The sequence below is a fragment of the Streptomyces sp. WAC04114 genome, from assembly GCF_019733245.1.
Lineage (GTDB): Bacteria > Actinomycetota > Actinomycetes > Streptomycetales > Streptomycetaceae > Streptomyces > Streptomyces massasporeus_A.
Genome location: NZ_JAIGQA010000220.1, coordinates 1 through 12,528 on the forward strand (window position 1 = coordinate 1; position 12,528 = coordinate 12,528).

Annotated in this window: 12 protein-coding genes and 1 pseudogene; 5 read left to right on the plus strand and 8 right to left on the minus strand. The window is 72.4% G+C overall.

Translation table 11 applies throughout. From position 1 onward, the window contains the following. Window positions 1-197: 197 nt before the first annotated feature. Together K4G64_RS34945 and K4G64_RS34950 are read right to left on the minus strand one after the other, a co-directional pair. Window positions 198-1,412 carry an acyl-CoA dehydrogenase gene (locus tag K4G64_RS34945; RefSeq protein ID WP_221759918.1) on the minus strand — a complete coding sequence of 405 codons (1,215 nt, stop codon included), beginning with the start codon at window positions 1,410-1,412 and terminating at the stop codon, window positions 198-200. Between the two features lie 5 nt (window positions 1,413-1,417). Further along, the gene (locus tag K4G64_RS34950) at window positions 1,418-2,452 is read right to left on the minus strand and encodes a phosphotransferase family protein (protein ID WP_221759919.1); all 1,035 of its coding nucleotides are present in this window, start codon (window positions 2,450-2,452) and stop codon (window positions 1,418-1,420) included. 200 nt (window positions 2,453-2,652) lie between these two features. Between K4G64_RS34950 and K4G64_RS34955 the strand changes: the two genes are divergently transcribed. Next, a complete protein-coding gene (locus K4G64_RS34955; protein WP_221759920.1) occupies window positions 2,653-3,603 on the plus strand; it encodes an NADP-dependent oxidoreductase in 951 nt (316 codons plus the stop codon). Window positions 3,604-3,617: 14 nt separating this feature from the next. Here the strand turns inward: K4G64_RS34955 and K4G64_RS34960 are convergent, their stop codons facing one another. The 4 genes from K4G64_RS34960 to K4G64_RS34975 form a co-directional block, all read right to left on the minus strand. Then, on the minus strand, window positions 3,618-3,953 hold the full coding sequence (locus tag K4G64_RS34960; RefSeq protein WP_221759921.1) for a DUF202 domain-containing protein: 336 nt from the start codon (window positions 3,951-3,953) through the stop codon (window positions 3,618-3,620). 270 nt (window positions 3,954-4,223) lie between these two features. Continuing rightward, complete coding sequence (locus tag K4G64_RS34965) at window positions 4,224-4,616, minus strand: YidH family protein (protein WP_190897568.1); 393 nt, start codon at window positions 4,614-4,616, stop codon at window positions 4,224-4,226. Between the two features lie 38 nt (window positions 4,617-4,654). Beyond that, on the minus strand, window positions 4,655-5,170 hold the full coding sequence (locus tag K4G64_RS34970; RefSeq protein ID WP_221759922.1) for an NUDIX hydrolase: 516 nt from the start codon (window positions 5,168-5,170) through the stop codon (window positions 4,655-4,657). Between the two features lie 73 nt (window positions 5,171-5,243). Continuing rightward, entirely contained in the window at window positions 5,244-6,149 is a 906-nt protein-coding gene (locus tag K4G64_RS34975) for a DMT family transporter (protein ID WP_221759923.1), read from the minus strand. A gap of 363 nt (window positions 6,150-6,512) precedes the next feature. Between K4G64_RS34975 and K4G64_RS34980 the strand changes: the two genes are divergently transcribed. From K4G64_RS34980 to K4G64_RS34995, 4 genes are all read left to right on the plus strand, one after another. Beyond that, window positions 6,513-7,463, plus strand: a complete 951-nt coding sequence (locus K4G64_RS34980; RefSeq protein ID WP_221759927.1) for a hypothetical protein — start codon at window positions 6,513-6,515, stop codon at window positions 7,461-7,463. A 33-nt stretch (window positions 7,464-7,496) separates the two neighbouring features. Continuing rightward, window positions 7,497-9,032 carry an APC family permease gene (locus K4G64_RS34985; protein WP_221759924.1) on the plus strand — a complete coding sequence of 512 codons (1,536 nt, stop codon included), beginning with the start codon at window positions 7,497-7,499 and terminating at the stop codon, window positions 9,030-9,032. Between the two features lie 111 nt (window positions 9,033-9,143). Further along, a complete protein-coding gene (locus tag K4G64_RS34990) occupies window positions 9,144-9,869 on the plus strand; it encodes a molybdopterin-dependent oxidoreductase (protein ID WP_221759928.1) in 726 nt (241 codons plus the stop codon). Further along, entirely contained in the window at window positions 9,853-10,476 is a 624-nt protein-coding gene (locus K4G64_RS34995) for a cytochrome b/b6 domain-containing protein (protein ID WP_221759925.1), read from the plus strand. The genes K4G64_RS34990 and K4G64_RS34995 overlap by 17 nt, the downstream gene beginning before the upstream one ends. 199 nt (window positions 10,477-10,675) lie before the next feature. On the opposite strand, the pseudogene K4G64_RS35000 reads toward K4G64_RS34995, so the two are convergent. Next, window positions 10,676-11,077 (minus strand): annotated as a pseudogene (locus tag K4G64_RS35000) (SDR family NAD(P)-dependent oxidoreductase); the annotation flags it as partial. A gap of 13 nt (window positions 11,078-11,090) precedes the next feature. Continuing rightward, window positions 11,091-12,488 (minus strand): gluconate:H+ symporter, encoded by a 1,398-nt coding sequence (locus tag K4G64_RS35005; RefSeq protein WP_221759926.1) that lies wholly within the window; start codon window positions 12,486-12,488, stop codon window positions 11,091-11,093. Window positions 12,489-12,528 lie beyond the last annotated feature (40 nt).

Consider the following 12,528-nt stretch of genomic DNA (forward strand, 5'->3'; position numbering starts at 1 on the left):
GGGCTGCAGGGACGGCGGGGTGCTGGGGCGCCGGGACGGCCGGGATGCCAGGGCGCCGGGACGGCGGGGCGCCGGGACGCCGGGGTGCCGGGACCGCCGGAGTGCCGGGACGGCGGGGCGCCGGGACGTCGGACGGCCGGGGTGCCCGGACGGCGGGGCGCCGGGGAAGCCCCACCGCCCCGGCCGTCCGCGCCGCGTCACATGTACCGCTTCAGCTCCCGCCGCGCCAGCGACCGCTGGTGCACCTCGTCCGGCCCGTCCGCGATCATCAGCGTCCGCGCCCCCGCGTACAGCTCCGCGAGGGGAAGATCCTGGCTCACCCCGCCGGCACCGTGCAGCTGGATCGCCCGGTCGAGGATGTCCACCACCGCCCGAGGCGTGGCGATCTTGATGGACTGGATCTCGGTGTGCGCACCGCGATTGCCCACCGTGTCCATCAGCCACGCGGTCTTCAGCACCAGCAGCCGCAGCTGCTCCACCGTCACCCGCGCGTCCGCGATCCAGTTGTGGACCACGCCCTGCTGAGCCAGCGTTTTCCCGAACGCGGTCCGGGAGACCGCCCGTCGGCACATCAGCTCGATGGCCCGCTCCGCCATGCCGATCAGCCGCATGCAGTGGTGGATCCGCCCCGGCCCGAGCCGCGCCTGCGCGATGGCGAAACCGCCGCCCTCCTCGCCGATCAGGTTCGACGCCGGCACGCGCGCGTGGTCGAAGATCACCTCGGCGTGACCGCCGTGGTAGTGGTCCTCGTACCCGAACACCTGCATGGCCCGCTTGACGGTGACGCCCGGGGTGTCGCGCGGCACCAGCACCATCGACTGCTGGCGGCGGATGTCCTCCCCGTCCGGGTCGGTCTTGCCCATCACGATGAAGATCTTGCAGTCGGGGTGCATCGCCCCGGAGATGTACCACTTGCGGCCGGTGATGACGTACTCGTCGCCGTCCCGCTCGATGTGGGTGGTGATGTTGGTGGCGTCGGAGGAGGCCACGTCCGGCTCGGTCATCGCGAACGCCGAGCGGATCTCGCCGGCCAGCAGCGGCTCCAGCCACTGCTTGCGCTGCTGTTCGTCGCCGAACTGGGTGAGGACCTCCATGTTCCCGGTGTCGGGCGCCGCGCAGTTCGTCACGGTCGGCGCCAGCTGCGGAGAACGGCCCATGATCTCGGCGAGCGGCGCGTACTGGAGGTTGGTGAGCCCGGCGCCGTACTCGGAGTCCGGCAGGAAGAGGTTCCACAGGCCCTGCCTGCGGGCCTCGGCCTTCAGCTCCTCCACCACGGGCACGTTCTCCCACGGGGAGGCGAGCTGCTCGCGCTGCTCGTGGGCGACCGCCTCGGCGGGATAGACGTACTCGTCCATGAAGGCGAGGAGCTTGGCGCGCAGCTCTTCGGTGCGCGCGTCGAAAGCGAAGTCCATGTGGATCAGCCCTCCTGGAGGCCTTCGTGGAGCGTGGTCAGCCCGTGCCGGACGAAGACGGGGACGAGGTCGCCGATGCGGTCGAAGCCTTGTCCGACCGTCTGGCCCAGCGTGTAGCGGTAGTGGATGCCCTCGAGGATCACGGCGAGCTTGAACCAGGCGAACGCCGTGTACCAGGAGACCGCCGAGACGTCGCGCCCCGAGCGCGCGGCGTACCGCTCGATGAGTTCCGACGGCGCCGGGTGCCCGGGCGCCTCGGCGGTCGTGGAGACGGGGGACTCGGGCATGCCGAGCGGCATGCTGTACATGACCAGCAGGCCGAGGTCGGTGAGCGGGTCGCCCAGCGTCGACATCTCCCAGTCGAGGATCGCCTTGATCTGGTCGTCCTCGCCGATCAGCACGTTGTCGAGCCGGTAGTCGCCGTGCACGACGGCCGGGGCGGGGGAGTCGGGCAGCTCGCGCCCGAGGGCGGCGTGCAGCTCGTCGATGCCGTCCAGGTCGCGGTTGCGCGAGGCGTCCAGCTGCTTGCCCCAGCGCCGCAGCTGCCGGTCCAGGAAGCCCTCGGGCCGGCCGAAGTCGGCGAGACCCACCTCGCCCGGGTCGACCGCGTGCAGCTCCACCAGCGTGTCGACCAGGTTCAGCACCGCGCCCCGGGTCCGCTCCGCACCGAGCGGGAGTAGCTGGTCGGCGGTGCGGTAAGGGGTGCCCTCGGCGAACTCCATGACGTAGAACGGCGATCCGAGCACCTCCTCGTCCTCGCACAGCAGCACCGGCTTCGGCACCGGCACGGCGGTCGGGTGCAGCGCGCTGATCACCCGGTGCTCGCGCTTCATGTCGTGCGCGGTGGCCAGGACGTGGCCGAGCGGGGGCCGCCTGACGACCCACCGGGAGGTACCGTCGGAGACCGCGTAGGTGAGGTTCGACCGTCCGCCCTCGATCAGCCGGCCGGACAGCGGGCCGGTCACCAGGCCGGGCCGCTCGCGGTCGAGCAGGCCGCGCAACCGGTCGAGATCGAGTCCGGGCGGGTGGTCGGGGCTCATGCGTCGCTCCTACGGGCGGGGTGGACAGTACCCGACTCATGATGCCGACCGGTCGGTATGTCGTCCAGAGCGGGGGCGAAACGTGATCGGAGCCACGATAGGCCGACGGCTCTTCACACGGGCCGACCGGGGAGGTTTCGGCCGGTTCGTTCAGGCCATCCGGCTTGCGTGGCGCCCGACGAGCCCGGAAGGTCAGAGCCATGAAGGCGATCAGCTACTCACGGTACGGCGGACCCGAGGTACTGGCGTACGGGGAGGTGCGCGATCCGAAGGTCGGCCCGGACTCGGTGCTGGTGAAGGTGCGGGCGGCGGCCGTGAACCCCGTCGACTGGAAGGCCCGCGAGGGGTACCTCGACGGGATCCTCGCCCCCGTCTTCCCCGTGGTGCCCGGCTGGGACGTCTCGGGTGTCGTCGTACGGCCCGGCGTGGCCGTCTCGGAGTTCGACGCCGGGGACGAGGTCATCGGGTACGTGCGCGAGGACTTCCTCTCCCGCGGCACCTTCGCCGAGTACGTGGCCGCGCCGCTGCGCACCCTCGCCCGCAAGCCGCGCAACCTCTCCTTCGAGGAGGCGGCCGGGCTGCCGCTGGTCGGGCTCACCGCCTACCAGGTGCTGAACAAGGTGCTCCAGGTGAAGCGGGGCGAGACCGTCCTGGTGCACGCCGCGGCCGGGGGCGTCGGCTCGATCGCCGTGCAGCTCGGCGTCCATCTCGGTGCCCGGGTGATCGGTACGGCGAGCGAGCCCAACCACGACTTCGTGCGGGGCCTGGGCGGGGAGCCGCTGGCGTACGGCGAGGGGCTCGGCGAGCGGGTGCGCGGGCTGGCCCCGGAGGGGGTGGACGCGGTGTTCGACACCGTGGGCGGGGACGCGCTGAAGGTGTCGGCGAACCTGCTGGCCCCCGAGGGCCGCCTGACGTCGATCACCGACATCGACGTCGTGAAATACGGCGGCCGCTACTACTTCGTCCGCCCCGACGCGCAGGACCTGCAGCACCTTGCCGACCTGGCGGAGCAGGGCGTGGTGAGCGTGCACGTCGACAAGACGTTCCCCCTGGAGCGGGCGGCGGACGCGCACCGGCTGAACCAGGAGGGCCGCACCCGCGGCAAGATCGTGGTGACGGTGGACCGGGAGAGCGAGGGCGAGGACGCCTGAGCGGGCGAGCCGCCCTAGAGCACGAGGGCGGCCCCGCACACCGCCAGCGCCACCGTGCACAGCACCGCGGCCGCCGCGTGCCGGGGGGCGAACGCGGCGGGGCTCGGGGCGGTCGAGAGGGTGTGGATGCGCCGGTGGGCGACGCGCAGGAGGCCCAGCCACAGCACACAGCACAGCGCGCACGCCACGACCCCGGCCGCCGACGCCCCACCGTGCAGCACGGTCTTCACCGCGAGCACGGCGACGACCGTCCCCGACAGCGTCGTCCGCCGCCACGCGAGCCGGGTGCGCTCGGGCTGCAACCCGGGGTCGCGGTCGGGATCCCGCGGCCGGCGCGCCGGGGCGCTCACCGCTCGCTCCCTGCGAGTGCGGCGCCGCCGGTTTCCGTCGGTGTAGTGCGCCGGGTTCTCATGGGCCTCGGTCCGGGGTCGCGGTCGGGGTCCCGCGGCCGGGCGGCCGGGGCGCTCACCGCCCGCTCCCCGTGAGTTCGACGCCGCCCGTGTCCGTCGGCGTCGTGCGCCGGGTCCTCAGAAGTCGCACTCCGGGGTCGCGGTCGAGGTCTCGGGGCCGGGCGGCCGGGGCGCTCACCGCTCGCTCCCCACGGCAGGGCGCCGGGGCGCTCACCCCTCCCACCCCACGAGCACCACCACGACCATGGCGACCGCCACGACCGCGACGACCAGGCTCAGCAGTGCCGGGAACCGGGACACCGGCAGGTCCTCACCCCGGCGCATGGCCCGTTCGCAGCGCACCCAGTGGTTGACCGCCCGCAGGGAGCACAGCACGCCCGCGGCCAGCAGCGCGAGCGCCAGCCCGACCCGCCAGGCCCAGCGCAGGTCCGGCAGGAACTGGTCCACGGCGAAGCCGCCGCCGATCAGCGCGAGCGCGGTGCGCAGCCAGGCCAGGAAGGTGCGTTCGTTCGCCAGCGAGAACCGGTAGTCGGGCGTCTCACCGTCCTCCCGGACCTCCTCGGGCGCGAACCACAACCGGACGTTCCGTACGAACTCGATCACGTGCGCGACCCTACCCGGGCGTCCGGTCCGCCTCCGCCTCAGCCGGCCGACCGGAACGCCTTGAGCCGCTCGTACGCCGCCAGCCCGTCCGGCACCCACTCCCAGTCGGTCAGCCGTCGCTCGACCTCCGCCTCGGGCAGGAAGTCGTGCCAGGCCACCTCCTCGGCCTGCGGCCGCACCGGGAGCTCGCAGCGGACGTCGTAGACCGCCGACCACCAGGTACGGCCGGCGCCGTCGTCGTAGAGGAAGGTGAAGAGGTGCCGCGGCTGCGGCAGGCCACTCACGCCCAGCTCCTCCTCGGCCTCGCGCAGGGCCGCCGTGTCGTAGGACTCGCCCGCGCCGACGACTCCGCCGACGAACATGTCGTGCAGGGAGGGGAAGACCAGCTTGGTCGGGGTGCGCCGGTGCACGAAGATCCGGCCCTCGGCGTCCCGGGCCTGGATGAACACGCAGCGGTGGCGCAGCCCCCGGGCGTAGACCTCGCCGCGCGGGCACTGCCCGACGACCCGGTCGTTCTCGTCGACGATGTCGAGGATCTCGTCAGCAGCGCTCATGCCCTCGATCCAAGCAGGACACGCAAACCGGGTGGCCAAGCGGGACACGCACTCCGGGACGGCGCGGAGCCCGTCAGGGCGAGGCCGGGCTGACCGCGGGCGTGGCCACCCGGGCACGCTCCGGTGCTCCCTGCGGCATCGCCGGATGCAGACCCAGCAGCACGATTCCGGCGACCACGGCCAGCAGACCACCGGCCTCCCAGCTCAGGGCCACCGCGTCGGTGCGCAGCCGGTCGCCCAGGAAGCCGACGCCGCAGACGATCCCGGCGAGCGGCTGGGCCGCGGTCAGGGCGGGCAGCGACTTGCGCAGGGACGCGGTCTCGAACGCGCTCTGCACCAGGACCAGCCCCGTGACGCCCAGTGCCAGCACCGCGTACGGCTCCCAGCCGGTGAGCAGCTCGGCGAAGCCGCCGTCGGCGACCTTCTGCCCGCTGACCCTGGTCAGCGCGTCCTGCACGCCGTAGAGCAGCCCGGCGGCCAGGGCCAGCAGCACCGGGCCGGAGCTCAGCCGGGACCGCTTGCCGTGGGTCGTGAGGATCAGGGCGAGCCCGATCATGACCCCGATGATCAGCCACTGCCGCACCGGGTCGGCCGTCGCGGCGCCGCCCTCCGGCCGGCCCGCCACGATGAACGCGGTCACGCCGCCCGCCAGCAGGAAGAGGCCCGCCCAGCCCTGACGGCCGAGCGGCTGCCGGGTCTGTTTGCGGGAGAGCGCGAGCGCGAAGAGCAGGTTGGTCGCCAGCAGCGGCTCCACCAGCGACAGCTGGCCCTGCCCGAGGGCGGCGGCGCCCAGCCCCATGCCGACCACCATCAGTGCGATGCCGCCGAGCCAGCGGGGCACCTTCACGAGGTCGAGCAGCAGCCGGAAGGAGAGGAAGTCGCTCAGCGGGGCCCGCTGGGCCGCGTTCTGCTGGAGCACGAAGCCGAAGCCCAGACAGCAGGCGGCACCCAGGGCGAGCGCCAGAACTAGAACCGACACGCGGTGTACCTCGATCGTCAGGTCGGGTCACGGTTGCGTAGGGGCCGACTGTACCGGCCGGCTCCGCCCGGCGCGCCCGTACGTCATGCCATCGTCGGGGGCGGCGGCAGCCCACGCTATGACGTACGTCACAAAGGGCGAAACGGAAAAATCGGATGCCCGTCACACTGCTCACTCGCGCCTCCTGGATCACAATTCCCTCACAAGTAGCGCCAGTTGACGCGTGTAACGCCCTGGCGGCCCTTGACGACGACCGTTGGCTGGGGGTTGGCTGTGCGTAGTCAGTTCATGGCAGTGCGCACATCCGCGCTCCCCCTGTCGCCGTGAGCCGGAACACAAGAAGAGCGCGTGAGGAAGTTCGCGGTGTCCCCACCCCCGCCTCCCCTCGGCCGCGGCCGCAGACGTGCGGCGCAGGCCTTCGACGAGGCCCTCGACGACGCCGAGCTCGTGGCCGCCCGCGCCGCACTGGCGCAGGGCCGCTGGCAGAACGCCCGTTCCCTCCTGGTCCACACCGGGGACGACTGGGACCGGCGCGGCCACCGCGTCACCGTCCTCGCCCGCGAGTCCTCCTGCGCCGCGTGGGCCCGCGAGTGGCTGCTCGCCGAACCCGAGTCCGCCGACGCCTCCGTGCTGCTCGCCCTCGCCCAGGTCCGGCGCGCCCTGCACGGCAAGGCCAAACCGGCCCAGGCCCGCGAGGCCTGCCAGAGCGCCGCGACCCGGGCCCCCGCCGACCCCACCCCCTGGCTCGGCCTGCTCATGCTGGACTGCGCGGTCGGCGCCGACCAGGACGTGGTCCGCGGGTTCGAGGCGGTCCGCGCCCGCTACGCCGACCACCACCACGCCCACCATCTGATGGTCGCCCGGCTCGCGGCCCGCCGTACCGAGGCGGGCCGGGACCCGCTGCACGAGGTCTACGACTTCGCCAACTGGGCCGCCGAACAGGCACCCGCCGACTCCCCGCTCGCGATCCTGCCGGTCATCGCGCACGCCGAGCGGTACCGCGTGCTGGCCGCCGCCGGGCACGAACCCGCCGACCCGGCCGCCTCCGGCCACTGGGCGGGCCGCCGCGCCCGGCAGGTCATGAAGGCCGCCTTCGACTGGTGGCTGGAGTGGGAGCTGGAGGGGCACCCGCGGCGGCTGATCGACCTGAACTTCCTCGCCCACGCCAAGTTCTGCGAGGGGCGGGGCGCCGAGGCGGCCGCCCTGTTCCACCGGATCGGCCCCCACGCCACCCCGGCGCCCTGGTCGTACCCGGACCGCGACCCGCACACCGCCTTCGCCGCCGCCCGCGCCGGCGCGCTCGGCACGGCCTGACCCCCCGACCCGAAGAGTGAGGACGCACCCCCGATGACCACGGACAGTTCGAGAACGAGCCCGCCCGCCGCCGACGGCATCAGTACGTTCAAGGGGCAGGAGCGCGCCCTGCGCGCCGACCGGCTCGGCACCGGGGGCCTGCTGCTCTCCGTCCTCGCCGCGACCGCCCCGCTCATGGTCGTCGCGGGTGTCATGCCCACCACATTCGCGGTGATGGGCATCGTCGGCCAGCCGCTGCTCTTCGTCGTCCTCGGCGTCGTCCTGATCCTGTTCAGCGTCGGATACGCGGAGATGAGCCGCCACGTCCACAACGCGGGCGCCTTCTACGCGTACATCTCCCGCGGCCTCGGAGGCACCGCCGGCGCGAGCGCCGCCCTGGTCGCACTCGTCGCCTACAACGCGCTCCAGGTCGGCATCTACGGCATCTTTGGCTTCGAGGTCTCCGGGCTCTTCGCCACCTACGCCGACGTGGAGATCGCCTGGTGGATACCGGCCCTCGTGGCCGCGCTCGCCGTCGGGCTGCTCGGCTGGCTGAAGATCGACGTCAACGCCCGCGTGCTCGGCGTGCTGCTGGTCATCGAGGTGCTCCTCGTCGTGATCTTCGATGTCGCCGCCCTCACCGACCCCGGCAAGGAGGGCCTGTCGCTGCACGCCTTCAACCCCGACACGCTCACCGGCGCGGGCGTCGGCACCGCGCTGTGCTTCTGCATCGCCGCCTTCCTCGGCTTCGAGCAGGCCCCCGTCTACGCCGAGGAGACCAGCCGCCCGCACGTGCTGGTGCCGCGGGTGATGTTCTTCGCGGTCGGCGGGGTCGCCGTCTTCTTCGCGCTGAGCTCCTGGGCCCTCACCGTCGCCACCGGCCCCTCCGCGATCGTCGGCACGTCCCAGAAGCAGAGCGCCGGACTGCTGTTCTTCCTCACCGAGTCCCGCCTGGGCGGCACCTTCACCGACGTCCTGCACGTCCTGTTCGTCACCGGCATGTTCGCCGCGCTGCTCAGCTTCCACAACGTCGTCGCCCGCTACGCCTTCGCCATGGGCCGCGAGGGCCTGCTGCCGGCCGCCTTCGGCCGCACCAGCGGCAGCAGCGGCGCCCCGGGCACCGGCTCGCTGCTCCAGACCGTCGTGGCCGTGGTGGTCGTCGCCGCCTTCGCCGTCGGCGACGACAAGCCGGCCGGCGACCCGACCGCGCCCGTCCTGCACCTGTTCACCTGGTTCGGCAACATCGGCGCCCTCGGCGTGATCGTGCTGATGGCGGCTGCGTCCCTGTCCGTCGTCGTCTTCTTCGTCCGCCGCGGCGCCGCCGGCGCCCAGGCCTGGCGGCTGGTCACGTCCGCGCTGGCGGGCATCGCCCTGCTGGTGATCGCCGGCTACACGGTGAAGGACTTCGAGGTGCTGGTCGGCGCCGGACCCGGCTCCTCGCTGAGCTGGGTGCTGCCCGGCATCATCGGCCTCGCGGCACTCGCCGGTGTGGTCCTCGGCCTGGTGCTGCGCGCCCGCGCCCCCGAGAAGCACGCCCGGATCGGCCTCGGCAACGAGGCGTTCCAGCTCGACAAGGCGGCCTCCTCCTGACGCGGCTCAGGCAAGAAGTGGTGACGGAAGTCTGACGAACACCCGCGATCCCTGTCCTGCCGGGACCGCGGGTGTTCGAATGAGTACGTGAACGAGGACGTACATGAGGGTGTGAACGACGAGCACCCCGAAGAGCGGGGCACCCCGATCGGCCGCCGCGTCTTCCTCGGCACCCTCGCCCTGGGCGCCGCGGGCGTGGTCGCCGCGCCCCCGCTGCAACGCGGCCTGGAGCGCTTCCTCGGCGGCGCGGCCGACAAGGACCCCACCGGCCTGACGGGCCTGCTCCCCAACGGCGGCGGCTTCCGCTACTACTCGGTCGCCTCGTCCGTCCCGCGCAAGGACGCCCGCAGCTACCGGCTCACCGTGGACGGCCTGGTCGAGCGCCCCACGACCTACACCCTCGACGACCTCAAGGCCCTGCCCCAGACCCGCATGGTCCGCGACGTCCAGTGCGTCACGGGCTGGCGCGTCCCCGACACCCCCTTCGAGGGCGTCCGCCTCTCCCGGATCCTGGACGCGGCCCGGGTCCGCCCCACGGCCAGGGCCATCCGCTTCACCTGCTTCGACGGCACGTACACCGAGAGCCTCACGCTCGCCCAGGCCCGCCGCGCGGACGTCCTGGTCGCCCTGCGCATGCAGGACAAGGACCTCGGCCACTCCCACGGCGGTCCGGTCCGCCTCTACGTGGCGCCGATGTACTTCTACAAGTCCGCCAAGTGGCTCTCCGGCATCACCGTCACCGACGAGGTCCGGCCGGGCTACTGGGAGGAGCGCGGCTACGACGTCGACGCCTGGGTGGGCCGCTCGAACGGACGCGACGATGACCCTACGAGCTGACACCCCGCCGGACACGGCCGACGTGCGCCGCTTCACCACGCTGCAGCGTTGGACCCACCGCACCACTGCCGCCCTGATGGGCGTCTGCGTCCTCACCGCGGCCTGCCTCTACGTCCCCCAGCTCGCCGAACTCGTCGGCCGCCGCGCCCTGGTCGTCACCCTGCACCAATGGGCCGGACTCGCCCTGCCCGTCCCCGTCCTGGCAGCCCTCGCCTCCCGGGCCTTCCGCGCCGACCTCGGCCGCCTCAACCGCTTCGGCCCGCACGACCGCACCTGGCTGCGCGCCGCCCTGCACCGCGACAAACGCCGCTCGTCCCGCCCCGCGGCCAAGTTCAACGCCGGCCAGAAGCTCTACACGGCCTGGATCGCCGGCGCCACGCTGGTCATGCTCGCCACGGGCCTGATGATGTGGTTCACCCACCTCACCCCCCTGCTCTGGCGCACCAGCGCCACCTTCGTCCACGACTGGCTGGCCCTCACCATCGGCATCGTCCTGGCAGGCCACATCGGCATGGCCCTGGCGGACCCGGAATCCAGGAGAGGCATGCGCACGGGCCGGGTGAGCAGAGAGTGGGCGAAGCAGGAGCACCCCCTGTGGCGCCCGTAGTTCTCATGCCTCAGGGGCGCGGGGAACTGCGCGAACAACCACAACACACCCGCACCCGCGCACCGACGGTCAGGTCCATGGCGCCGGGGCGAAACCCAACAGCACCTTGCAGGACCGACTCCGATCACCGGCCAGGGCGAAAGCGGACGCGGCTTCCCCCACGGGAACCACCGCACTGATCAGCCCGTCGAACGCCGGCTCCCCGGCCGGCAGCGTCAACGCCTCGTCGAACTCCCCGTCGAAACGGAACGCCAGTGTCCAGGATCCGGTGCCAGTCGGACTCCCCGAACTCCAGCAGCGTGGCGCGCAGGTGCACGCCCGCGTTGTTGACGAGGATGTCGAGCGGGCCCACCCGCTCCTCGACCTCGGCGACCCCCGAGGTCACCGAGGATCCGTCGGTCACGTCGAACGCGGCCGTGTGCACCCGGTCGCCGGGCATCCCGGCGGCGGCCTCGGCGAGCCGGTCCTCGTCACGTCCGTTCAGCACGACCGTGCAGCCGGCCTCCGCCAGACCGCGCGCGAGCGCGAGTCCGACGCCCCGGCTGGAGCCGGTGACCAGGGACGTGCGGCCGCCGATGTCGAAGAGGGGATGAGCCGTCATCGCCGTGGCGCTCCTAGATCACGAGGGACAACAGCAGGACCAGACCGCCGGCGACCACCGAGATGATCGTCTCCATGACGGACCAGGTCTTGATGTTCTGACCGACGCTCAGCCCGAAGTACTCCTTCACCATCCAGAAGCCGGCGTCGTTGACGTGGCTGAAGAACAGCGAACCGGCGCCGATGGCCAGGACGAGCAGCGCGGCGTGCGTGGTGGACATGTCCGCCGCCAGCGGGGCGACCAGACCGGCCGCCGAGACCGTGGCCACCGTCGCCGAACCGGTCGCGAGCCGGATCACCACCGCGATCAGCCAGGCCAGCAGCAGCGCGGGGATGGCCCAGTTCTCGGAGATGTCCAGGACCATCTGCCCCACGCCCGTGTCGATGAGCGTCTGCTTGAAGCCGCCGCCCGCGCCGACGATCAGCAGGATGCCCGCGATCGGCATGAGGCTCTTCTCGACGAGCGGCGAGATCCGCTCCTTGGAGAACCCGGCGGGTCGCAGCAGCGTGAAGATGCCGACCAGCACGGAGGCGAGCAGGGCGATCATCGGGGCGCCGATGACGTCGAAGACACGCTGCACCGGGTTCTCGGGGTCGTCCACGACGATGTCGACCAGGGCCTTGGCGAGCATGAGGATCACCGGGAGCAGCACGGTGAAGAGCGTGGCGCCGAAGCCGGGACGCTTCTCGAGGTCCTCGGAGGCGCGCTGCGGGATCATCTTCTCGGGGGCCGGGACGTCGACCCAGCGGGCCGCGTACTTCGAGAACACCGGCCCGGCGATGATCACCGTCGGGATGGCGACGAGAACGCCGAGCGCCAGCGTCACGCCGAGGTCGGCCCCGACGGCGTCGATCGCGACCAGCGGACCGGGGTGCGGCGGCACCAGGCCGTGCATCACGGACAGACCCGCGAGCGCCGGGATGCCGATGCGCATCAGCGAGTAGTTGCCGCGCTTGGCGACCATCAGCACGACCGGGATCAGCAGCACTATGCCGACCTCGAAGAACAGCGGCAGCCCGATCACGGAGGCGATCAGCACCATCGCCCACGGCATCGACCGCCCGCCGGCCTTCGCGAGGATGGTGTCGACGATCTGGTCGGCACCGCCGGAGTCGGCGAGCATCTTGCCGAGGATCGCCCCGAGGGCGATCAGCACACCGACGCCGGCGACCGTGGAGCCGAGGCCGGCGCTGAAGCTGAGCAGCACCTTGTCCAGCGGCGCCCCGGCGATCGCGCCGAGCGCCAGTGACCCGATGGTCAGCGACAGGAAGGCGTGCAGCTTGAACTTCGTGATGAGCAGGACGATGACGGCGATGCCCGCCAGAACGGCGATGCCCAGCTGAGCGTGGCCGGCCGAGGTGATCGGCTCGGGTGCGTCCGCTGCCAGCATCTCGACGCTGAGTCTGGTCACGGTGGGTTCCCTTGCGTTGGGGAGAGGGGGAGGGGGAAGG